This window comes from Kribbella catacumbae DSM 19601 (genome assembly GCF_000372465.1).
Classification (GTDB): domain Bacteria; phylum Actinomycetota; class Actinomycetes; order Propionibacteriales; family Kribbellaceae; genus Kribbella; species Kribbella catacumbae.
In genome coordinates this window covers 49795-71301 of record NZ_AQUZ01000036.1, presented here as the reverse complement: position 1 = coordinate 71301, position 21507 = coordinate 49795, and the positions used below count along the sequence as shown (strand labels likewise).

20 protein-coding genes are annotated in these 21507 nt (G+C 67.9%); 12 read left to right on the top strand and 8 right to left on the bottom strand.

Annotated features, from left to right (window positions below; genetic code table 11):
- Positions 1 to 356: 356 nt before the first annotated feature.
- Entirely contained in the window at positions 357 to 1310 is a 954-nt protein-coding gene (locus A3ES_RS0130480) for a GlxA family transcriptional regulator (RefSeq protein ID WP_020390637.1), read from the bottom strand.
- 83 nt (positions 1311 to 1393) lie between these two features.
- Between A3ES_RS0130480 and A3ES_RS0130475 the strand changes: the two genes are divergently transcribed.
- The gene (locus A3ES_RS0130475; protein ID WP_020390636.1) at positions 1394 to 1663 is read left to right on the top strand and encodes a hypothetical protein; all 270 of its coding nucleotides are present in this window, start codon (positions 1394 to 1396) and stop codon (positions 1661 to 1663) included.
- A gap of 52 nt (positions 1664 to 1715) precedes the next feature.
- Positions 1716 to 2252 (top strand): hypothetical protein, encoded by a 537-nt coding sequence (locus tag A3ES_RS0130470; RefSeq protein ID WP_237745098.1) that lies wholly within the window; start codon positions 1716 to 1718, stop codon positions 2250 to 2252.
- A gap of 98 nt (positions 2253 to 2350) precedes the next feature.
- On the opposite strand, the gene A3ES_RS54410 is transcribed toward A3ES_RS0130470, so the two are convergent.
- Entirely contained in the window at positions 2351 to 2719 is a 369-nt protein-coding gene (locus A3ES_RS54410) for a superoxide dismutase family protein (protein ID WP_020390634.1), read from the bottom strand.
- Between the two features lie 18 nt (positions 2720 to 2737).
- Between A3ES_RS54410 and A3ES_RS0130460 the strand changes: the two genes are divergently transcribed.
- The 4 genes from A3ES_RS0130460 to A3ES_RS0130445 all read left to right on the top strand — a co-directional run bounded on the left by A3ES_RS0130460 (position 2738) and on the right by A3ES_RS0130445 (position 5572).
- The gene (locus tag A3ES_RS0130460) at positions 2738 to 3196 is read left to right on the top strand and encodes a sigma-70 family RNA polymerase sigma factor (RefSeq protein ID WP_020390633.1); all 459 of its coding nucleotides are present in this window, start codon (positions 2738 to 2740) and stop codon (positions 3194 to 3196) included.
- Positions 3171 to 3641, top strand: a complete 471-nt coding sequence (locus A3ES_RS0130455; RefSeq protein WP_020390632.1) for a hypothetical protein — start codon at positions 3171 to 3173, stop codon at positions 3639 to 3641. Before A3ES_RS0130460 ends, A3ES_RS0130455 begins: the two co-directional genes overlap by 26 nt.
- 91 nt (positions 3642 to 3732) lie before the next feature.
- Positions 3733 to 4674, top strand: coding sequence for a DUF6528 family protein (locus A3ES_RS0130450; protein ID WP_020390631.1), 942 nt, complete (start codon positions 3733 to 3735; stop codon positions 4672 to 4674).
- Between the two features lie 73 nt (positions 4675 to 4747).
- Entirely contained in the window at positions 4748 to 5572 is an 825-nt protein-coding gene (locus A3ES_RS0130445) for a class I SAM-dependent methyltransferase (RefSeq protein ID WP_020390630.1), read from the top strand.
- A gap of 25 nt (positions 5573 to 5597) precedes the next feature.
- Here A3ES_RS0130445 and A3ES_RS55150 read toward each other — a convergent pair whose 3' ends face one another.
- Together A3ES_RS55150 and A3ES_RS0130435 are read right to left on the bottom strand one after the other, a co-directional pair.
- A complete protein-coding gene (locus A3ES_RS55150) occupies positions 5598 to 5741 on the bottom strand; it encodes a hypothetical protein (RefSeq protein ID WP_020390629.1) in 144 nt (47 codons plus the stop codon).
- An 80-nt stretch (positions 5742 to 5821) separates the two neighbouring features.
- Positions 5822 to 6406 (bottom strand): CbrC family protein, encoded by a 585-nt coding sequence (locus A3ES_RS0130435; protein WP_020390628.1) that lies wholly within the window; start codon positions 6404 to 6406, stop codon positions 5822 to 5824.
- Between the two features lie 66 nt (positions 6407 to 6472).
- Here A3ES_RS0130435 and A3ES_RS0130430 point away from each other — a divergent pair, with 66 nt between their 5' ends.
- From A3ES_RS0130430 to A3ES_RS0130415, 4 genes are all read left to right on the top strand, one after another.
- The gene (locus A3ES_RS0130430; RefSeq protein ID WP_020390627.1) at positions 6473 to 7330 is read left to right on the top strand and encodes a DNA-formamidopyrimidine glycosylase family protein; all 858 of its coding nucleotides are present in this window, start codon (positions 6473 to 6475) and stop codon (positions 7328 to 7330) included.
- Positions 7331 to 7376: 46 nt separating this feature from the next.
- Positions 7377 to 7700 carry a rhodanese-like domain-containing protein gene (locus A3ES_RS0130425; protein WP_020390626.1) on the top strand — a complete coding sequence of 108 codons (324 nt, stop codon included), beginning with the start codon at positions 7377 to 7379 and terminating at the stop codon, positions 7698 to 7700.
- 139 nt (positions 7701 to 7839) lie between these two features.
- Positions 7840 to 11244: a phosphodiester glycosidase family protein gene (locus A3ES_RS0130420; protein ID WP_020390625.1), complete on the top strand. Its 3405-nt coding sequence runs from the start codon at positions 7840 to 7842 to the stop codon at positions 11242 to 11244.
- 18 nt (positions 11245 to 11262) lie between these two features.
- Entirely contained in the window at positions 11263 to 12180 is a 918-nt protein-coding gene (locus A3ES_RS0130415) for a S66 peptidase family protein (protein ID WP_026163347.1), read from the top strand.
- On the opposite strand, the gene A3ES_RS0130410 is transcribed toward A3ES_RS0130415, so the two are convergent.
- The 3 genes from A3ES_RS0130410 to A3ES_RS0130400 all read right to left on the bottom strand — a co-directional run bounded on the left by A3ES_RS0130410 (position 12173) and on the right by A3ES_RS0130400 (position 17625).
- Positions 12173 to 13978 (bottom strand): S9 family peptidase, encoded by a 1806-nt coding sequence (locus A3ES_RS0130410; RefSeq protein ID WP_020390623.1) that lies wholly within the window; start codon positions 13976 to 13978, stop codon positions 12173 to 12175. The genes A3ES_RS0130415 and A3ES_RS0130410 overlap by 8 nt on opposite strands.
- A 108-nt stretch (positions 13979 to 14086) precedes the next feature.
- The gene (locus A3ES_RS0130405) at positions 14087 to 15865 is read right to left on the bottom strand and encodes an ABC transporter ATP-binding protein (RefSeq protein WP_020390622.1); all 1779 of its coding nucleotides are present in this window, start codon (positions 15863 to 15865) and stop codon (positions 14087 to 14089) included.
- A complete protein-coding gene (locus A3ES_RS0130400) occupies positions 15862 to 17625 on the bottom strand; it encodes an ABC transporter ATP-binding protein (protein ID WP_020390621.1) in 1764 nt (587 codons plus the stop codon). The genes A3ES_RS0130405 and A3ES_RS0130400 overlap by 4 nt, the downstream gene beginning before the upstream one ends.
- Positions 17626 to 17788: 163 nt before the next feature.
- On the opposite strand from A3ES_RS0130400, the gene A3ES_RS0130395 reads away from it, so the two are divergent.
- Together A3ES_RS0130395 and A3ES_RS0130390 are read left to right on the top strand one after the other, a co-directional pair.
- A complete protein-coding gene (locus A3ES_RS0130395) occupies positions 17789 to 19219 on the top strand; it encodes an MFS transporter (RefSeq protein ID WP_020390620.1) in 1431 nt (476 codons plus the stop codon).
- Positions 19220 to 19271: 52 nt separating this feature from the next.
- Complete coding sequence (locus A3ES_RS0130390) at positions 19272 to 20246, top strand: ArsR/SmtB family transcription factor (protein ID WP_020390619.1); 975 nt, start codon at positions 19272 to 19274, stop codon at positions 20244 to 20246.
- A gap of 80 nt (positions 20247 to 20326) precedes the next feature.
- Here the strand turns inward: A3ES_RS0130390 and A3ES_RS0130385 are convergent, their stop codons facing one another.
- Positions 20327 to 21361, bottom strand: a complete 1035-nt coding sequence (locus A3ES_RS0130385; protein WP_020390618.1) for a GTP pyrophosphokinase — start codon at positions 21359 to 21361, stop codon at positions 20327 to 20329.
- Positions 21362 to 21507 lie beyond the last annotated feature (146 nt).

Genomic DNA, 21507 nt, shown 5'->3' with positions numbered 1-21507 from the left:
ACAGTAGTGAGCAGCCTAGGCATTAGGCGTGGGAAGTGAACCCGGGAGCCGTCCGGACGGTCGGTCGCCCGGGTTTCGCGCGTTCAGGGCTCCTCGGGCCTCGAGGTTCCGGACCTGGATCTCCCGCACCGACGCTTCCAGTCGCCGCCCGACCCGTTGTTGGCCTGCCTCCAGGGCTACCTGTCCCGACCGACAGGACATAGTCGCGCCGCCTTCGGCACTCCACGCTCAGGGAAGTCGCGGGTAGCCAGAGTAGAGGCAGTATGTCCTGTCGGTCGGGACACAGCAGGCGGCGTTGGTCGCTCTCGTGCCTTCCTGTGGTACTGCGGACTGCGGGGTGCTGGAGTCAGGCGACATCAGCTGGCGGTCTGGAAGGTTCGGCGGTAGTCCTGAGGAGGCACGCCCACCACCCTACGGAAGTGATGGCGCAACAAGGCCGCCGTCCCGAATCCTGATTCTGCCGCGATCTGTTCGATGCCGAGTTTCGTCTGCTCCAGCAGGGTCCTGGCGTGCAGGACGCGCTGGGTAGTGACCCACTTGAGTGGCGTCGTGCCGGTTTCCGCAACGAAGCGACGGGCGAACGTCCGGTCCGACATCTGAGCACGACGGGCCAGCTCAGGGACGGTGTGCTCGATGGTCAGATTGCCGACCATCCAGTCGAGCACCGGCTGCAGGCTCTCGCCGGACGACTCTGGCACCGGTACTTCGACGTACTGCCGCTGGCCGCCGTCTCGCTGTGGCGGGACGACCATCCGGCGCGCGATCCGGGTCGCCACCGCGCTGCCGAGCTCCCGGCGTACGAGGTGCAGGCAGGCGTCGATGCCGGCGGCGGTGCCGGCGCTGGTGATGATGTCGCCGTCGTCGACGAACAGCACGTCCGCGTCGAGCTTGGCCGCGGGGAACTGCTTGCGGAACTTGTCCGCGTACCGCCAGTGCGTCGCGCAGCAGCGCCCGTCGAGTAGCCCAGCCTCGCCGAGCACGAACGCACCCGAGCAGACGGTCAGCAGGATCGCGCCGCGCTCATGGGCTTTGCGCAAGGCCTCGAGGATGCGTTGGTCGTACTCGCCGCGCCAGGTGGTCGCCGGCAGCGCGACCAGGTCGGCGTCCTCCAGCTCCTCCAGCCCGTACGGCGCGATCACCGCGGAGTGGCTGCTGGTTCGCAGCGGCTCCCCCGGGCGGGTCGAACACACCTTGAAGTCGAACGGGGGCACTCCGTCGTCGGTCCGGTCGATCCCGAACACCTCGGAAAGCACCCCGAACTCGAACAGAGCGACGTCCTCCATCAGGACGACAGCGATCTTCCGCAGCATGCGGACCAGTATGGCAGAAATTTGTAGATAGGTGTCACTAGTGCCAATTGTGGCTGGATCTGGTTGGTAGCATGATTACTGCCATGACCGGAATCGTAGTCCTCGCAGTACTCGCGCTGGTACTGATCGCGGCTCTCGAAAGCAGCAACAGGCGGCACGTCACCGGGCTCGGACACGGGCCCGAAGGCAGCTGGGTTGCCGACGACCGTGATCTGGCCAGGACCAAGCTCGACCTACTCGCCCTCGGCGGCGCGGCAGAGCCGTTCACCCACAAGCCCCTTGGCAGCACCACCAACGTCGTGGCCATCCGCCGCGCCCGGGTCTTCGCCCACCACGGCCGCCACGCGGCTTGATTCATCCGTGGAGCCTATGAGCCAGGCCATACCATACGGTATGGTCTGGCTCATGAAGCTTCCATGGGTCTGGCAGGCGACTGCTGAAGAGGTGGCAGCGGAGTACCCCTGCGACCGGTTCGTCTCAGGGCCTGCGGTTGGCTGCTGGCGAGCGGCCGACTCGACTGCTCCGGCTGAGCAGTTGTTCCGCTGGTTGTGCCAGCTGCGTGTGGCGCCGTACAGCTACGACCTGATCGACAACTTCGGCAAGGGCAGTCCGCGGGTGCTGACGCCCGGTCTGGATCAGCTCGAGCTCGGGCAGCCGTTCATGACCATCTTCGAGCTGGTCGACTTCACGCCGGGCCGGCAGCTCACCCTGAAGCTCGCCTCCCCCGCCTCCCGTCGGCTCTACCGCGATCTTGCCGTCACCTACCTCGCCGTACCGACGGCCTCCGGCTCCCGGCTGATCGTCAAACTCGCCCTCGCGGCCCACGGCAACCCCGTACGCCGGACCCTGCTCGCCTGGGGCGACCTGCTGATGATGCGCAAACAAGTGCTCACGCTGGCTGGACTTGCGGAACGCGCCGGATCGGCCGATAGAGCTCAGTAGCTCCAGCCGTCAGCGCCAGCGACAGGAGCAGGAACCCGCCGTACAGCACGGCGGGGTTGTTCGCCGGCTCCTGCTGGTTGACGCCTTGGAGGGGACGCTCACCACGACACTGGCAGGCAGGCCAGCCGCGGGCCGGCGCCACCCTGTGGGTTGGTGGGCTCCTGGTGAATCACCACTGACCGATTGCCGCGGCCTGGCACGAACGGAACGCTGGTGATCGCGAACCCTGTCCCTGCCCTGGTCACCTCGAAATCGAGCCAGATCTCGGTGGTCGCGTTGACTCGTGGCGGCACGCGGCCGGCGGCGGTGTCCGCGTTGTAGTGCGGCCCGGCCGCCGCGCCGTCGCCGCGGACGCATGGGCCGACGTGGAGGTGAGCGCCGAAGTCGCGACCGGCCGCGACGCGGTCGACCTGCCCAGCGTCGGCGTACGACTGGACGCCGACGGACTCGTTGTCGCGCTCTTCCAAGCCGAAGGAGCGCGGCTGGTGCAGTTGGCCAGGTTCTTCGTCGACGACCGGACAGCCGCCGAGGACCTGGTGCAGGAGGCGTTCCTGCGATTGGCCCGCACTCAGCACCGGATCGCCGACCAGGACCGGGCGGCGGCGTACCTGCGCTCGATCGTGATCAACCTGGCCCGCGATCACAACAGGCGTGGCCTGGTCTCGCTGCGGCATCGCCCACCGGCGGAGGTCGACGACCGTTCCGCCGAGGATCACGCGGCGGTCGACGAGAGCCGCCGCGAGGTGATCGAGGCGCTGCGCGGCCTGCCCCGCAGGCAACGCGATTGCGTCGTACTGCGGTACTACCTCGAGCTGTCGATCGCGGGCATCGCGGGGACGCTCGGGTTGTCGCCGAACTCGGTGAAGACCCATCTTCAACGCGGCCTCAGGGCGCTCAAGGTGGAACTGGAGGAACCTGATGACGACACACCAGCCGCGCGATGACGGCTTGCCCGCCGAGGCGTCACCGGTGGAACGGCGCCTGGTCGAGGCGCTCGGGCCGGCGCAGCCGCGCAGTACGTCGCCTGACTTGTTCGACCGGGTCCTCGAAAGCATCGGTGACGACCGGGTCCGGCGGTCCGCGATCCGGCGCGGCGTGGCGTACGCCGCGGATGTGTTCCACGACAATCCGCAGACCGGCAAGAGCTACATCGTGTTGACCGACATCGTCTACTACCTGATCTTCGCGGCGTACATCCTGTTCACCGTCAACTTCGAACCGCGAACCGCGTGGGCAGGCACCGTGGTCCCCGCCCAGGTCGGGTTCGAGGCCGCGCGAATCGGCGGGATCCTGCTGATCATCGGCATCCTGCACGGCCTGAACATCATCTTGATGCCGGTCCTCGGCCGGCTTTTCTCTCTCAACCGGAGACTCCCGGGCGACAGGTAGGAAATTGTCAAGCAATTCGACTCAGGTCGAAAGTTGACCCCGTCGGTTGGCAGGGTGGATGGTCCACCACGACTGACGGAGGATCAACTTGATGGAGCGCAGGACCCTTCTTCTCGGCCTGGCGGCAGCGCCCGCGGCGGCGCTGCTCGGGCAGCAGCAGGCGCAGGCCGCGGCCAGCGCGAACTACTACGTCGGCACTACCGAGCAGACCCAGAACAAGGTGCTCGTCTTCGCCAAGAACAAGGCGTTCACCGACGCCAACCGGCACTGGAGCTTCAGTCCGGGCGGTGGCGCGTGGGCCAACCTGTCGGACGTGAAGTTCCGCGCCACCGAGGCGCAGGGCTGGATCGCATTGATGGCGGCGTCCGGCGGCAAGGCCGGCATCGTGAACATCGGCAGCGAGAAGGACACCGAGCTGAACGACCTGGCCTGGTCGGCGACGCCGGGCGGCAACCCGCACGCGATCGAGCGGGTGCCGGGCAACGGCTCGGTGATCGTGGCCAGCTCCGACGGCAAGCTCACCGTCTACGCGCCGAGCAGCGTCGGCAACCTGGGCAGCCTCGCGAAGGTGCAGACCATCGACTACGCCGGCGCACATGGCGTGCTCTGGGACCCGACGTACGAGTTGCTGTGGGTGGTCGGCAAGAACAGGGTCAGCCACTACGCGGTGACCGGCAGCAAGCGGGCCACCCGGCTGAAGTACGCCGCCCACTTCAGCCTCGGCAGCGGCAACCTTGGGCACGACCTGCAGCCGGACTACTCGAACCGCCAGAAGATGTTGCTCACCGCAACCAAGGGTGTGTACGAGCTGCTCACCGACGGCGGCTCGTTCCGGACCCGGCAGATCTCCACCGAGCGCAGCGTCAAGTCGTACGTGAAGCACTCGTCGGGCGAGGTGATCTCGGTCAAGGGTGACGGCACCCAGCCGCGCGAATGGGCGAACAAGACCGTCCGCTTCTCCGCCTCGCCGGACCGGACCCGCTCGGGCGCGCAGTTCTACAAGGCGCGGATCTGGACTACGGCCTTTCAATAGACACTGCCAGTAGGCCTTTCCCCATTGGGAAAACCCCAGGCGCCGGCCCGGGGATCTGTGTCACAGTCGGCGGATGGACGACTACCGCACAGTGAACCGGGCCAGCTGGGACGAACGGGTCCCCGCACACGCCGCGTCGCCTGACTACATGCTGCAGAGCTTCGTCGACGATCCGCGGTTTCTGAGCCAGGTCGTCCAGTTCGACGTACCGCGGCTGGGTGACATCTCCGGGCTGCGCGGGGTGCACCTACAGTGCCACATCGGCACCGACACGGTGTCCCTCGCGCGGCTGGGCGCCAAGATGAGCGGCCTGGACTTCTCCGGCCCGGCGATTGCCCAGGCACAGTCCTTCGCCGACTCGCTCGGGCACGAGATCGACTTCCACCAGGCCGACGTGTACGACGCCGTCGCGGTGCTGGGCGAGGCGCAGTACGACCTGGTCTTCACCGGGATCGGCGCGATCGGCTGGTTGCCGAGCATCGAGCGGTGGGCCGCCGTCGTGGCGGGCCTGCTCAAGCCCGGCGGCCGGCTGTTCATCCGGGAAGGGCATCCGATGCTCTGGTCCCTCGGCGTCTCGAAGGACAGCAACCAGATCGTCCTCGACGCCCCGTACTTCGAAACCGAGGCGCCGCAGGTCTGGGACGAGGGCGGCACCTACGTCGAGACCGATGCCGTGTTCAGCCACAACGTCACCCATGAGTGGAACCACGGGCTCGGGGAGATCTTCATGGCGCTGAAGAAGGCCGGCCTGGACGTGACCGACCTGGAAGAGCACGACAGCGCGCCCTGGGACCCACTGCCCGGCCACATGGCGCGCGACGAGCAGGGCGAGTGGCGCCTCACGGATCAACCGGAGCGTCTCCCCGCCACCTACACCCTGCAAGCGCGTCGCCGCTGAGGCCTGATGGGCGCCTAACGAGCGCCTAGCGACCGCTCCGGCGCTGCTGCACCTTGTTGAACATCTCCTTGGCCTTGCGCTGGTTTTCCGGCTTGCTGAGCTCGCGCTGCGCGACCTGCAGCAGCTTGGCGACCACGGCGCCCTTGACCAGTGACTTCACGAAACCCATCTGGGGCCTCCTTCTCTACTTCCTACGAAGGTATCGGTACCCGCAACCATTCCCCATGGGTGATCCCCCGTAGCTACCCCTCAGGCCCGGTCGGTGTAGGCCAGGTGTGTCCCACAGTGCAGGCACCGGAACAGGTAGCCGGTGGCCTCACCGATCGGCGTAAGGGTCCGCAGGTAGTTCTCGTGTTCCTCGCCGGTCCACGGAAAATGCGCGTTCTCCTGCCGGACCATCTCCAGCGCCTCCGGGACGGCCTGCAACTCCTCGTAGCCGACCTTGCCGAGGTATGCGGCGGCGTCGGCGCAGTGGAACAGCCAGCGCTCCTGCTGCCAGCCGCTGAACCCGGGGGTCCGGGTGAGCACCTCGGTGAGGATCGGCCGCGGTACGTCGTCCGGGACGTTCATGACGTCGGTGAACTCGGCCTCGAAGAGGGTCGCCGCCGAGCCGTCCGCGATGCACCACAGGCAGAGCTCCTCGACTACCTCGTCCTCGCTGTAGACCGGCCCGGTGTAGATGAACCCGCGCTGCCGGCCGCAGCATCGGCAGCGGTCGTCGCTGGTGATCACTTCGCCGGTGGCCACCGGATCCGGGTGGTAGCGAAAGGTCGGTACGTCGGTCACACCCAGACCCTGACCGACCGCCGTACCGGGTGCAAGTCGCCGCCCCATCCACCGCGCTTTCCTTCCTTCCCTTCTTTCCCTTGCAGTGTCGGTGGGGTAGGGCACACTTGACGGGTGCCCGAGTTGCCGGAGGTTGAGTCGCTGGCGGGGTTCCTGCGGGAACGTGCCGTCGAGCGGGCGATTGTGCGTGCCGACATCACCGCCATTAGCGCGCTGAAGACCTATGACCCGCCGATCTCCTCGCTGGTGGGCCTGCTGATCGACGACGTGCAACGGCACGGCAAGTTCATCGACATCTCCGCCCAGGGCGTCCACCTGGTCATCCACCTGGCCCGCGCGGGCTGGCTGCGCTGGCGCGAGGAGCAGTCCACCGGGCTGGTCCGGCCGGGCAAGGGTCCGATCGCCTGCCGGGTGGTGCTGGACGACGGCTCCGGCTTCGACCTGACCGAGGCAGGCACCCAGAAGAAGCTCGCCGTGTACGTCGTCCGCGACCCCGCCGAGGTGCCCGGCATCGCCAAGCTCGGGCCGGACCCGTTCACCCTGACGACGGAGGAGTTCGGCGCGATCCTGAAGGCGGCCGGCCGGGTCCAGCTGAAGGGCGTGCTGCGAAGCCAGTCGGTGATCGCCGGCATCGGCAACGCGTACTCCGACGAGATCCTGCACGTGGCCAAGATGAGCCCGTTCAAACCCGCGTCCAACCTGACCGCCGACGAGCTCCAGCAGCTCTACGACGCGATGCAGGAGACCCTGCGCGACGCGGTCGCCCGCTCAGCCGGCCTCGCGGTACAGGATCTGAAATCGGAGAAGAAGAGCGGCATGCGCGTGCACGGCCGCAAGGGTCAGAAGTGCCCGGTCTGCGGTGACATCGTCCGCGAGGTCAGCTTCGCCGACTCCTCGTTGCAGTACTGCGCCACTTGCCAGACAGGCGGCAAGCCGCTGGCCGACCGGCGGCTGTCCAAGCTGCTCAAGTAGACGCCCGATCTGCCGGTGACCGGCGCGGGCTGCGATGATCGAGTCCATGTTCGAGACTCCGGAGATTCCCGCAGTGGTGGTGGCCGACGTCGATGACGCGTTGCTCGCCGAGGCGTTCGTGCTCGACGTCCGCGAGCCGGACGAGTGGGCCCGCGGGCATATCGAGGACGCGGTCCACATTCCGCTCGGTCAGCTGCAGGAGCGGGTCGGCGAGGTGCCGCTCGGCCAGAAGGTGCTCTGCGTCTGCGCGGTCGGCGGCCGGTCCTCGATGGCGACCCAGTTCCTGGCGAACGAGGGCCGCGACGCGATCAACCTCGACGGCGGCATGCACGCCTGGGAGAGCGCCGGCCGCCCGGTCGCTCTCGACTGAAACAGACAATAATCTTCCGATAACCGACTGGAGACGTTACTTTGTCACCGGTCGGTTGATCGGCGTACACCCGCGCCTCACACGGCGGTAGGGCAGACGGCGTCAGATGACCGCGTCCGTCCACGCCGAGGAGGCCCCTGTGTCCAGGCATGTCCTGTTCCGCCGCACCGCCGTCAGTCTGACCACCGGTGCCCTGCTGGCCGGTACTGCGCTCAATCCCGCCTTTGCCCAACCGCCGGGCAACCCGGCCCAGGGCATTCCCGACGTCGCGATCGCGCCACCCGGCGAGGGACTGCTGACCAGCCGGAAAGACAGCGCGATCGCGCCGGGGGTGAGTCACACCGCGTTCGAGCGACTCGACGCGCGCGGCTGGTTGCGCGGTGACATCCTGGTCGCCGATCTCGACCAGCACGGCGTGACCGTCGACTACGTGAACACCGGCAAGGTCTCGGGTGGGCAGCCGCTGAGCCAGCAACTCGCGCGCAAGGGTGCGATCGCCGGCGTCAACGGCGACTTCTTCGACATCAACGACACCACCGCGCCCCTCGGCGTCGGCATCGAGCGCGACGGTGGCGGCGGCCGACTGGTCAATGCCCCTGCCGCCGGGCACAACGACTCCGCCGTGATCGGCAAGGATGGTCTCGGCCGGATCGCCCAGGTCTTCCTGCAGGGAACTGCGACCGACGACGACGCCACCAAGCTCGACCTGACCAACCTCAACTCCCCAGGCGTCAGCGCCAACGGCATCGGTCTCTACACGCCCGAGTGGGGCGACGCCGCCCGGACGAGGACCGTCGACGGCCTGCCGACAGTCCGCGAGGTGATCCTCCGCGACGGCGTCGTCGTCTCCTCGGCCACCACCCCCGGTACGACGCCGCTGGCCGCCAACGAGCTGGCCCTGATCGGCCGCGACACCGGCGCCGCCGCGCTGACCGCGTTCGAGGCCGGCGAGAAGGTCGAGGTCCAGTACGGTCCGCGTGCCGACGCCGTGGATGCCGCCGTCGCGATCAGCGGCAACGTGCAGCTGGCTCGCGACGGGAAGGTGCCGGCCGACGTACCGGATGCCGATCTCGCGCCGCGGACCGCGGTCGGGTTCAGCGAGAACGGTCGCCGGATGGTGTTGCTCACGGTCGACGGCCGCGCGACGGGATCGCGCGGGCTGTCGCTGAAGGAGATGGGTCAGCTCATGATCGGCCTCGGCGCCGACGACGTCCTGAACCTCGATGGTGGTGGTTCCTCGACGATGCTCGCGCGGTCGCCCGGCGAGACCGCGCCGGAGATCGTCAACGACCCGTCCGACGGAGGCGAGCGCTTGGTCCCGAACGGGCTGGGGCTCCTTCCCGTCCAGGGATCCGGCAAGCTCAAGGGCTTCCAGCTCGAGGCAGCCGGTACTGCGGCCGAGGAGGCCGACACGGATGTCTCCAAGAGCTCCCGCGTCCTCACCGGCCTCAGTCGCGTCCTGAGCGCTCGCGGCCATGACGAGACCTACGCGCCGGCACCCGGTACGCCGTACTGGTTGGCGGGAAGCAACGTGAGTGTGAGCAGCAAGGGCATCGTCACCGGCCGTCGCGCGGGCGATGCGATCGTGACGGCTGCCAAGGGATCGGCGCGCGGACGTTTCGCGATGACAGTCATCGGTACGCCGGTCCGGCTGGCGCCCTCGACCCGTCAGGTGTCGTTGCCTGACGCAACCTCCAAGGGGTTCTTCGCCGTCAACGGATTCGACGCCGATGGGTTCTCCACCTGGATCGAACCGCGGGACGTCAAGCTGACCTACGACAGCGCGCTCGTCGAAGTTGTTGCGCGAGGCAACGGGTTTGACGTGAAGGCGGTCGGCGCCGATGCGGTCTCGACGGTCGTCACCGCGAAGGTCGGCTCGCTGACCACTCAGCTCAGCGTCACCGCCGGGCTGACCAGCGAGATCGTTGACGAGGTCGACGACCCGGCCCGCTGGCTGGCGAACGCAGTACCGGCTGGAGCGGCGACCGCATCCCGATCGGTTGCCGAGGGCCACGATGGTGGTCAGGCGATCGCGCTGGACTACTCGCTGACCGGCAGCACCGCCACGCGGGCGGCGTACCTGGCGCAGACTCCGCAGCAGACATTGCCCGGACAGCCGCAGAAGCTCGGTGCCTGGGTGTACGGCGATGGCAAGGGTGCCTGGTTGCGGGCGAACGCGTACGCCGGCGTGGGCGGATCGGCGCAGACGCTCAACCTCGCGGCCTCGGTCGACTGGACCGGGTGGAAGTACGTCGAGGCGAACATCCCACCCGGGCTGACGATGCCGCTGCGGTTCTGGCGGATCTATGTGGTCGAGACGGTACCGACCCGCCAGTACTCCGGCCGGATCGTGATCGACGACCTGACCGTGCGTGGAGCTCCGCCGGTGACGATGGCGCCGCCGGCGAAGGTGATCGACCCGATGGTCGTCACGGACGGTACGGCGACCGGCGGCGGTCGCTGGCGGTTCGCGGTGATGTCGGACGCGCAGTTCACCGCCGACGCCCCGGACTCGGACCTCGTGAAGCAGGCCCGCCGGACGATCCGCGAGGCACTCGCGCAGAACCCGGACTTCCTGGTGATCAATGGCGACTTCGTGGATCGCGGCTTCGCGAATGACATTGCGCTGGCCAAGAAGATCCTCGACGAGGAGGTCGCGGGCAAGGTCCCGGTGCACTATGTGCCGGGCAACCACGAGAGCTACGGGCCGGGTGACCTGTCCGAGTGGACGAAGGTGTTCGGCGCTCCGACCAGCACGTTCGACCACAAGGGCACCCGGTTCATCCTGCGCGACTCGTCGCTCGGATCGCTGCGGGCGGGTGGCTTCGCGCAGATCCTCGACCTCAAGCAGCAGCTCGACGACGCCAGGGCGAACCGGTCGATCCGCAACGTCGTGGTGATGGCGCACCACCCGATCGACGACCCGTCGCCGACGCAGAACTCGCAGCTCGGCGATCGCAAGGAGGCGGAGCTGCTGGTCCGCTGGCTCGCGGACTTCCGCGCGTCGACGGGCAAGGGTGCGGCGTACATGGCTGCGCACGCCGGGACCTTCGCAGCCACTCGGACCGATGGGGTGTTGCTGCCGCTGACCGGCAACTCGGGCAAGGGCCCGGCGGCTACTCCTGACGCCGGTGGCTTCACCGGGTGGGCGCTGGTCGGTATTGACCCCTCTGCGAAGGAGGCGGCTGCCGGTGAGCGGCACTGGTCGGCGCCGGAGCGGTCCTGGTTCCAGGTGGAGCTGCGGGCGCATGTGGACGCGCTCGAGCTGACTGCACCGACCACACTCAAGGCAGGCAAGACCGCGCCCGCTGCGGCGACCGTAGTACAGGAGAACCGTCGGGTGCCGGTGTCGTTTCCAGTGTCGGCCGACTGGTGGGGCTCGTCCCTACTGCACATCGGCCCGACCCGTACTGCGCCCTTCTGGGCAGTAGCCGCCTACGACCCAGCCACTGGCCTCCTCACCGGCCTCCGCCCCGGCACAGCCCAGCTAGGCGTCACAGTCAACGGCACCACCAAGAGCGCCACCGTGCAGATCGACTGGTAGGCAGCTAGCGTCATGGGCATGACTGAGGTGAGGCGGCCGCAGCGGCTGCGCAGTGGGGATCGGGTGGCTGTGGTGGCGCCGGCTGGGCCGTTGGTGGCTGAGCGGTTGGAGAAGGGGTCCGAGCATCTCCTGGGCTGGGGTTTGAAGGTCGACGTCATGCCTTCAGTGCTGACCCGGCATGAGCGGTTTCCCTACCTGGCTGGTGGCGACGCCGAACGAGCTGCCGACTTCCGGGCTGCGTGGCTGGATCCGCAGTACAGCGCTGTGTTCTGCGGACGAGGCGGGTACGGCGTACAGCGGCTGCTGCAACACCTCGACCTGGATGAGCTGGCCGGAGTCGACAAGGTGCTGGTCGGGTTCAGCGACATCACCGCGCTGCACGAGGTGCTCAACGCCCAAGGGCTGGTCACCATCCACGGCCCGATGGCCGCGGCTGTCGAACAACTCGGCGCACTCGAGGGCCGCGAGCGGCTGCACGACCTGCTGTTCGAGCCCGAGTCGGTCAAGGACCTGCTCGCCCCCAGATCCGCACGGACCGTCGTGCCCGGTACTGCCGACGGTCGCCTGCTCGGAGGCAACCTGGCGCTGCTGGCCGCCAGCCTCGGTACTCCGACCTTCGCGCGACCTGACGGGATCATCGTGCTTGAGGACGTGAGCGAGGACGGCTATCGGGTCGATCGGCTGCTCACCCAGCTCCTGCGGTCCGGGTGGTTCGATCAGGTCACCGGCCTGGTGATCGGCGATTTCAGCGAGGCCGACGATCAGGGACTGGTCTCCGAGGTGGTCCGTGAGCGGCTGGAGCCCCTCGGCGTACCGATGGTCGAGGGCGCCGCCATCGGACATGAAGAGGTCAACTTGGCGATCCCGCTCGGGCTCCCGGTCCAGCTGGACGCGACAGCCTGCACCCTCACACCGCTACTCCCGCCACTCAGCTGAGGTGCTCCCGTAGGAAGGCGAAAGCCTGCGGGTAGGCGTCCAGCCGGTTCGAGCGCTTCTGCAGGCCATGGCCCTCGTCGGGGTAGACCAGCAGCTGACACGGCACGTCCCGGTTGGTGAGCGCATCGACGATCTGCTCCGCCTCCGACAGCGGCACCCGCGGATCGTTCGCGCCGTGGATGACGAACAGCGGCGCCCGGATGTCGTCCACACGGTTCAACGGGCTCGCCTCCTCCAGGAAGTCACGGTCCTCCGCCAGTACGCCGTACTCCCGCTCCCGCGCCACCCGCCGGTACGCCGAGGTGTTCTCGAGGAACGTCACGAGCGAAGCGATCCCGACGACGTCCACACCGGCCGCCCAGCGCTCTGGCTGGAAGGCGAGGCCAGCGAGCACCATGTAGCCGCCGTACGAGCCGCCCCATAGCGCTGTGCGCTTGGGATCGACAGCGATCGACGGCAGCCAGTCGTGGATCGCCGCAAGGTCCCGCACGGAGTCGAGCCGCAGTTCCTTGTCGTCCAGGGTGTACCAGCGTTTCCCGTACGCCGCTGAGCCGCGCACGTTCGGCACGATCACCGTGTGGCCCTCCGCGGCCAGCGCGGTGACTATCGGGTTCCAGACGCGCATCGCCATCAGCTCGGGGCCGCCGTGCACCCAGACGACGGCTGAGCCACTGCTGGCGGCGCCACCGATCGGTCGGTACACGAACACCGGGATCTGTTCACCGTCGAAGGAGGTGACCCGGTGGCTCTCGGGATGCGTGAGACCGTCCGGCAGCTCAGGACCGGCCGGGCTCTGGATCGCGACGACCTCGCCGGTCGCCCGCGTGTACCGGAACACCGACAGTGGGTTCACCGGCGAGCTGTGGTTGAGCAACGCGTAGCTGCCGTCGAACGACCACAGCGGATCCGGCGCCATGATCAGCCGCGCCGCGCACCCACCGGTCGGCAGTTCGAGGTCCGCGACGAACGAGGTGTCCGCCAGCTTGTGCAGCGCCATGGTGACGACACCGTCATCGGTAGTCCCCACCAGCAGGTGCTCGCCGTCCGGGCAGACCCAGCCGGCCAGGTCGTGCTTGTCGTCGACCAGGAGATCGCTCCAGGCCGCAGTACCGACGTCGTAGCGGCGTAGGGCCAGCCGCTCGCGTCCCTCGTCACTGGCGACCACGAACCCGGAGGAGTCAGGCAACCACGAAGGCCCTTCCTGGTACGTCGGGTCGTCGTGCGCCGTGAGCTCCGTGACGGCTCGGGCGGCGACGTCGACCAGCAACAGCTGCACCGAGTTGCCAGGGCCGCCGGCCAGCGTGATGGCCACCCAGCGCTCGTCCGGCGACACATGCGCCGAGCCCAGGTAGCCGCCGCCGTCGTACAGGACTGTCTCGGTGCCACTGGCCAGATCCAGCATGACCAGGTCGAAGTCGACCTGGTTGCGGCGATTGGTGGTGAAGAAAACCCTTCCTGGCTTGGCATCCACGAGGTGATGGAAGTAGGCCAGGTCATGCACGAGTGGAGCGAGCACAGGGAGTCCACCCGGCCCACTGGTGTCGTCGAGGTCAAGCACGGAGAGCTGGCCCCGCTCATCGCCACCCGAGTCGTGCTCGACAACCACCCGGCGACTCTCCGGCACGAACCGCGCCGACCGGGCCGTGTCGCCCAGTGCCGTCAGCGCCCGCCAACTCCCATCCGCCTCCACCAAATGGATCTGGCGGATCCCGCTGCCGTCGTACCCGACGAGCAGGCGGCCCGCTGGATCGACATCGAAAGCCATCACGGTGGGCAGCGAAAGCAGTGTCGTCAGCACAAGACCAATCCTCACACGCAGATCCAGCCCAACTACCCACTGTCCATTGCAACTCCATGCAAAGTAGCCGAGGGGGCAGGCTGGCTGCCTGCCCCCTCTTCGTTTGGTTTAGCGGTCGCCGTGCCAGGAGTGCCAGAGGGCTGCGTAGGGTCCTTCGGCTCCTACTAGTTCGTCGTGGCCGCCCAGTTCGACGATGCGGCCGTCTTCGACTACCGCGATCACATCCGCGTCGTGCGCAGTGTGCAGCCGGTGGGCGATCGCGACCACTGTCCTGCCTTCCAGTACTCCGGCCAGTGACCTCTCCAGGTGACGGGCCGCTCGCGGGTCCATCAGTGAGGTCGCCTCGTCCAGGACCAGCGTGTGCGGGTCGGCCAGGACCAGTCGGGCCAACGCGACCTGCTGAGCCTGTGCCGGCGTCAACGAGACCCCGCCCGACCCGACCTCGGTGTCGAGGCCGTGCTCGAACCCGGCGACCCAGGCATGTGCATCCACCGCCCGCAACGCAGTCCACAGCTCGGCGTCCGCCGCAGCGGGCCTGGCCAGCCGTAGGTTGTCGCGGACGCTGCCGACGAACACGTGGTGCTCCTGGTTCACCAGCGCCACATGGCTTCGCACCTGCTCGGCCGACATCTTGTCCAATGCTGCCCCACCCAGGGTGATGTCACCGAGCCGTGGCGAGTAGATGCCGGCAAGCAACCTGCCGAGCGTGGATTTCCCTGCTCCAGAAGGGCCTACCAGCGCAACCCGCGCACCGGGCTCGACGGTCAGCGTGACGCCGTGCAGCACGTCATGGCCTTCCAGATACCCGAAGCGGACCTCGTCGGCCAGCACCGTGCGTCCCTCGGGCTCGTCCTGCTGGTCGGCCTGCTCCGCTTCGATCTCGCGCACGCCGACCAGCCGGGCCAAGGAGACCTGGGCAACCTGCAGTTCGTCGTACCAGCGGATCATCATGTTGACCGGCTCGACCAGCATCTGGATGTAGAGCGCACCCGTGGTCAGTGCGCCGACAGTGAGCCAGCCCTCGATCGCGAGCCCGCCACCGATGACCAGTACTGCGGCCAGCGCGACCGTGTGGGTCATGTTGATGACCGGGAACAGGATCATCCGCAGGTAAAGCGTGTACCGCTCCCAGGCCACCCACTGGCCGATCCGGGTGTCGCCACGCTTGATCCGGCGGTTGCCGAGCCGGTGCGACTCGACAGTCCGGCCGGCGTCGACAGTCTCGGCCAGTGCCGAGGCGACGGCCGCATAGCCCGCCGCCTCCGACCGGTACGCCGATGGTGCCCGGCGGAAGTACCAGCGGCCACCGATGATCAGGATCGGCGCAGCGATCACCACAGCCACGGCCAGCTCCGGCGCAGTGACGATCAGGGCACCAATCAGCAGCCCTGCCCAGATCACTGCGATGGTCAGCTGCGGTACTGCGTCTCGCATGGCGTGCGAGAGGCGGTCGACGTCAGTGGTGATCCGGGACAGCAGGTCGCCGGTCCCGGCGCGCTCCAGCACACCTGGCGGCAGCGCAACCGCACGGACCAGGAAGTCCTCACGCAGGTCGGCGAGCATCTCCTCGCCCAGTACTGCGCCGCGGAGCCGGGTGAGCCGCACGAACACCGTCTGCACGGCAAGGGCACAGACGAAGCCCAGCACCACATAGGGAAGGTCGACATCGGTCTCACCGACCGACAGCTTCTCCACGACGTTGCCGAGCAGCCAAGGCCCGACCATGCCGCTCAGAGCCGCCACCGCGTTGACCAGCGTCAGCCAGCCGAAGGCACGACGGTGCCTACGGAACAGCGTCTTCAGATAGGCCTTCACCGTCGCGGTGCCGGCCACCGGCAGGCGAGCCGCTTCCTGCGGGGCTGCCGGGTCGTACTCAGGGCGCTTCACAGCGACTCCTCGAGAGTTGGCTCTTCTTCACGGGTGACGACCGCGCGGTACCGCGGGTTGGTGTGCAGCAGCTCGTGATGGGTGCCGACGGCATCGACCTGCCCATCCGGAACGAACACCACGCGCTCGGCCCGGTCCAGCATCAGCGGGCTCGAGGTGAACACCACTGTGGTCCGGCCCGACCGGAGGAATCGCAGGCTGTCCGCGATCCGCGCCTCCGTGTGGGCGTCCACGGCACTCGTCGGCTCGTCGAGCACGAGCACCGCCGGGTCGACGTACAGGGAACGGGCCAGTGCGACCCGCTGCCGCTGTCCACCGGACAGGGAGCGGCCGCGCTCAGTCAGTACTGCTGCTGTGGCGTCCGTGCCGCCATCCGGCAGCGACTGCCGCAGTACGTCGAGGATGTCAGCGCACTGGGCTGCATCGAGTGCTGCCTCGATCGAGACGGCCTCACTCGCCGGTACGTCGAACAGCTCGCGCACAGTGCCCGACAACAGCACGGGATCCTTGTCCTGCACGAGTACTGCGGTCCGTGCCGAGTCCAGCGGAAGGTCGTCCAGCGCAACTCCACCCAGCAGGACAGACGGGTCCTCGGGGTTGGCCTCTGGGCTGTGACCTCCCAGGCGATCCGCAAGCAGGCCACCCGCATCCGGGTTGCCACAGACCACGGCGGTGAAGCTCCCGGCGGGCACAGTGAGCCCGGACAGCGGGTCGACCAGGTCACCCTCGGGCACCTCGGCCGCCGCCGTCCCCTTGCTGTCGTCCATCCGCTGCAGCGACAGCACGCGGGCAGCGCGCCGGGCGGACACCTTGGAGAAGATGAACGCGCTCGCCGTCTCCTCGAACGTGTGCAGCGGCACGAGCATGAAGGTGATGAACCCGTACGTCGTCACGAGTTCGCCGACGCTGATCTTCCCGTCGGTGACCAGGCCGATGCCCATCCAGACGATCAGGACCAGGAACAACCCGAACAGCAGCACCTGGATCGCCGCGATCAGCGACCACATCCGCGCGCTGCGGACCGCACTGGCCCGGTACTCCTGGGAGGCCGAGCGGTAGCGGTCGAGGAAGAGCTGCTCGCCACCGATGCCACGCAGTACGCGCAGACCGGCGACGGTGTCGGCGGCCAGCTCGGTGGCGCGGCCGCCCTTGGCCCGCTGGGCATCGGCGCGACGCTCGGCCGGGCCCATCAGCGGCACGATCGAGAAGGCCAGGATCGGTACGGCGATGAGCACCACGAGCCCGAGCTGCGGCTCGTAGAAGAGCAGCCCGATCACCACCGCGAAGCAGGTCAGCAGCGCGGCGGCGAACCGGCCGAGCACCTCGACGAACCAGCCGATCTTCTCCACGTCACCGCTGCTCACGGCGACGACCTCGCCGGCGGCGATCCGGCGGGTCAGCATCGAGCCCAGATCAGCCGCCTTGCGTGACAGCAGTTGCTGGAGGCGGGACGCAGTACTGATCCAGTTGGTGACGACGGCGCGGTGGAAGAACGCGTCGGAGCCGGCTTTGGCGGCACCCATCGCCAGTAGCAGGAGGCCGGCCACGATCAGCTTCGGCCACGACTTGTCGATCACCGCTTGGACGGCCAGCCCGACGGCGATGGGGGCGGCCGCGATGCCGCCGAAGTAGAGCATGCCCCAGCAGAGCGCTACGGCCTGTCCACGGAGCTGCTGGTGTTCGAGCCAGAGAATGAGTCGGAGGCCGGACCGGGTGTCTGGCACACCTGGGTCGGCGAACGGAATGAGGCGCAGCGACATGACGTTCCAAAGGAACTAGTTGGTTTTGAGACACCTGACCAGGCGAATGCATCAAGCCTAGGTGGGGCCGCCGACACTCCGCCAAGGCTTTTTCAGCAGCTGGTCGCAGCGGCTGAAGCGGAGCAGGTAGTACAGTCTTGAACGGGTTGTCGAGGGGAGACCGGTGCAGGAGCTGAGTCGGCGGCGTCGGCTGCTGGTGCTGGCGATCTGCTGCATGAGCCTGTTCATCGTCGGGCTCGACGCGACCGTGGTGAATCTCGCGCTGCCCTCGATCCGGTCCGAGCTGAACGCCTCGGTGTCGAAGCTGCAGTGGACGATCGACGCGTACACACTGGTGATCGCCAGCTTGCTGATGCTCTCCGGCTCGACCGCCGACCGGATCGGCCGGCGCCGGACCTTCCAGGCCGGGCTGGTGCTGTTCGGACTCGGCTCGCTCGCCTGCGGGTTCGCCCCGACGGTCGACCTGCTGATCGCGTTCCGGATGGTGCAGGCGATCGGCGGCTCGATGCTCAACCCGGTGGCGATGTCGATCATCACCAACACCTTCACGGATCCGCGCGAGCGGGCCCAAGCGATCGGGGTATGGGGCGGCGTGGTCGGGCTGAGCATGTCGGTCGGCCCGGTCGTCGGTGGTGCCCTGGTCGACTCGGCCGGCTGGCGGTTCATCTTCTGGGTCAACGTGCCCGTCGTGCTGGTCGCAGTACTGCTGACCGCGCTCTTCGTACCGGAGTCGCGGGCGGCGGTCGCGCGGCGGCTCGATCCGGTCGGGCAGGTGCTCGTGATGCTGTTCCTGATCGGGTTGACCTACGGGATCATCGAGGGGCAGTCGGCCGGCTGGGGTTCGCCGTTGATCGTCAGTTGCTTCGTCATCGCGGTGCTTTCGCTGGTGTCACTGGTATTTTATGAGCGTCGCCGCGAGCAGCCGTTGCTCGATCCGCGCTTCTTCCGCAGCGCGCCGTTCTCCGGTGCGACGCTGATCGCGGTCGCCGGGTTCGCCGCGCTGTCCGGCTTCCTGTTCCTGAATTCCCTTTATTTACAAGAGGTTCGAGGTTTCTCGGCACTGCATGCCGGCCTCCTGACATTGCCGATGGCCGCGATGACGGTCGTCTTCGCGCCGCTGTCCGGCTGGCTCGTCGGCAACCGCGGCCCGAGGCTGCCGCTGGTCGTCGCGGGCACAATGCTGACCGCGAGCGGTCTGGTGCTGTCCCAACTGACAGCCAGTACTGCGATCCCGGTACTGCTCGTCGGCTACCTGCTCTTCGGTCTCGGCTTCGGCATGCTCAACGCACCGATCACCAACGCCGCCGTCTCCGGCATGCCCCGCTCGCAGGCCGGGGTGGCCGCGGCGATCGCCTCCACCAGTCGTCAGGTCGGCGCCTCGCTGGGCGTCGCGATCGTCGGCGCTGTGCTGACTGCCCGGCTCTCCGGGCCACTGGAGACCGGGTTCGTCCCGGCGGCCCGGCTCGGCTGGTTCATCATCGCGGGTTGCGGCGTACTAGTGCTCATCTTCGGTCTGATCACCTCCGGCCGCTGGGCGCGCAGTACGGCGGCCAAGGTCGCGAACGAGATCGAGGCGCCCACCCAGGTTGCTTGACAGACCGTCGCCATTCGCCTTCTATCTGTAATCGGAGCCGACTGGGGGCGAGATGCTGCGGGTGATCTTCACTGAAGACGACCTCTCCCAGGTCCGCGTCGCGTCCACGGCCGACCCGCTCTGGGAGATCGCGAACAGCCTCGACCGGCTGCAGACCCGGCGGGGCCGGTGGGCCTACGCGCCCTGGTACCGCGCCGCGGCCGAGACGCTGACCGAGCCGGTACTGCGGAAGATGGTCACCTCGTTGCTGCTGCCACTGTTGCCGCGGGCGGCGTATTTCCCCGACTTCCTCACGCCGCCCGCCTCGCTCGACGGCCTGGAGGCGGGCATCGACGCCGTCCTCGCGACCCCGGCTGAGCAAGTCGCCAGCGAACTGAAGACGCTCGCACTAGTTCACCAAGCGCCTTCCTGGGCGCCCCGGCTCGCTGACGGCGATCTGCGGGCCGACCTCGGGATCGCTTTGCGGACCTACCACCAGAAGGTGATCGAACCGCACCACGACCTGATCGAGAAGGAGCTCGACAGCGACCGGGCGGCTCGGACCAGAGCGTTGGCGCGGGGTGGTGTCGACAGGTTGCTGAGAAGCTTCCAGCCGCTGATGCGCTGGCGACCGCCGGTACTCGAGGTCCGATACCCGATCAGCCGGACCATCCGGCTGGACGGTCGCGGGCTGCTGCTGACGCCGTCGTACTTCTGCTGGCACAACGCCGTCACGCTGGCCGACACTCAACTGTCGCCGCCGGTACTGATCTATCCCGTACTGCGTGAGCTGGACCGCGGCAACCCCGGCAAGGTCCCGGCAGCGGCTTTGCTAGGCAGTACCAGGGCCGCTGTACTCCGCGCGACGAGTGCTGGACTGACTACCGGCGAGATCGCGCAACAGGTCGGGATCGGGGCTCCGACCGCCAGTCACCACCTCACCGTGCTCCGCGACAGCGGGCTGATCGCGACGCATCGCGCCCAGAAGGTGCTGCACGTGCTGACTCCGCTCGGAGCGGCACTACTGCGTCAGCGGCCACCCACCTGATCATTCGCCCCCTTTTCACCCTCTCCGCCCTGCCCGCAGCATCGGACAGCCCGCAAGGAGGGTGAAAAGGGGGCGAATGATCAGGTGGGAGTCTCGATCAGTCCTGCGCGGGCCAGAGCCTTCAGCCGCCCGCGGAGGATCTTCTGCCGGCGCTCCTCCGCGGGGAAGAGATCCACGTACTCCGAACCCTTCGCCGCGAGCAGGTCGTCGTCGAGCCGCCGGACCGTACCGGCCGGGAAGCGATGCGTCATCGCCGCCTGCACGGCCTGACTGTCGGTGCCTTGCAGCAACTCGGTCAGCTGCTCCTCGGTGGTCACGCCGAGCTGGGCGAGGATGCCGAGGATCCAGGCGTAATGGTTCGTCTTGGCGTGCGGCGCGTCGGGGTACCGCCTGGTCAGATAGGTGGTCAGCGTCCCCGTGGTCAGATCCATCGGCGCCGCGTCCGGCTCGGCCGCTGCGAGTTCGCGGTACAGCTTGTCGATCTCGGCGAACTCGTTGTCCGCGAGTTCCATCAGCGCCGCCGCGAGCAGGAACCGCCGGTCGAACTCGGGTTTGCGGTCCGGCGGGATGTCCAGCTTGTACCGGATGTCGTGCTCGAACTCGGCCCACGCGTGCTGGACCGCGGTACGGACCTGGATCTCCATCGTCAGGTTCTTCAGTACGGCGTACTCCGGCAGCTCCCGGCGGTGCGAGTTCAGCCGGACCAGGTAGTGCTTGCTCGCGTAACCGAAGGCGCCCTGCGCGCGGGTGTGCGCGCCCATGTCGGTGTGCTCGACGATCTCGAACTCCGACTCGATCACCTCGCAGACCCGGTCCACCGCCTCGACCAGGAAGGTGATGATCCGGGCCGCGACCAGGTCGGTGATCTGGTTCAGCGGATCGTCGTACTTCGGCCGGTCCGGGTCGTCGGGATGCGGTTTCGAGGCCTTCGCCAGGAACGACTCGGGGTCCTTGGCCCGGGCCGTCGCGCTCAGGTAGTTGATGCCCTCTTCCTCGCCGATCAGCTCGTTGATCAGAGCTTCCAGCTTCCGCGCGCCGCCGACGTACTGCTGATGCGTCCGCTCGTACTGCGCAGCGGCCTGCACCGTCCACTCCTGCAGCTCAACCCCGGCCATGCGCTGACCCTAGTGCTCAGGGCGGCGCATGCGCCCGTCCCACTCCCGCTAGCGTCGGCTATCGGTGTCTAGTGCTTTCTAGGGTTTCCGCTAGACAGGGCAGGAAAGTGACAGAGCAGCGACACGCGATCGGATTGGCTAGCGAA

What these genes read in the sequence shown, in the direction of transcription:
- A3ES_RS0130425 (WP_020390626.1), top strand. Translation starts at nt 7,377, where the DNA reads ATGTTCGAGACTCCGGAGATTCCCGCAGTGGTGGTGGCCGACGTCGAT.
- A3ES_RS0130470 (WP_237745098.1), top strand. Translation starts at nt 1,716, where the DNA reads ATGAAGCTTCCATGGGTCTGGCAGGCGACTGCTGAAGAGGTGGCAGCG.
- A3ES_RS0130455 (WP_020390632.1), top strand. Translation starts at nt 3,171, where the DNA reads ATGACGACACACCAGCCGCGCGATGACGGCTTGCCCGCCGAGGCGTCA.
- A3ES_RS0130415 (WP_026163347.1), top strand. Translation starts at nt 11,263, where the DNA reads ATGACTGAGGTGAGGCGGCCGCAGCGGCTGCGCAGTGGGGATCGGGTG.
- A3ES_RS0130400 (WP_020390621.1), bottom strand. Translation starts at nt 17,625, where the DNA reads ATGTCGCTGCGCCTCATTCCGTTCGCCGACCCAGGTGTGCCAGACACC.
- A3ES_RS0130450 (WP_020390631.1), top strand. Translation starts at nt 3,733, where the DNA reads ATGGAGCGCAGGACCCTTCTTCTCGGCCTGGCGGCAGCGCCCGCGGCG.
- A3ES_RS0130390 (WP_020390619.1), top strand. Translation starts at nt 19,272, where the DNA reads ATGCTGCGGGTGATCTTCACTGAAGACGACCTCTCCCAGGTCCGCGTC.
- A3ES_RS0130435 (WP_020390628.1), bottom strand. Translation starts at nt 6,406, where the DNA reads ATGGGGCGGCGACTTGCACCCGGTACGGCGGTCGGTCAGGGTCTGGGT.
- A3ES_RS0130385 (WP_020390618.1), bottom strand. Translation starts at nt 21,361, where the DNA reads ATGGCCGGGGTTGAGCTGCAGGAGTGGACGGTGCAGGCCGCTGCGCAG.
- A3ES_RS0130475 (WP_020390636.1), top strand. Translation starts at nt 1,394, where the DNA reads ATGACCGGAATCGTAGTCCTCGCAGTACTCGCGCTGGTACTGATCGCG.
- A3ES_RS0130480 (WP_020390637.1), bottom strand. Translation starts at nt 1,310, where the DNA reads ATGCTGCGGAAGATCGCTGTCGTCCTGATGGAGGACGTCGCTCTGTTC.
- A3ES_RS0130445 (WP_020390630.1), top strand. Translation starts at nt 4,748, where the DNA reads ATGGACGACTACCGCACAGTGAACCGGGCCAGCTGGGACGAACGGGTC.
- A3ES_RS55150 (WP_020390629.1), bottom strand. Translation starts at nt 5,741, where the DNA reads ATGGGTTTCGTGAAGTCACTGGTCAAGGGCGCCGTGGTCGCCAAGCTG.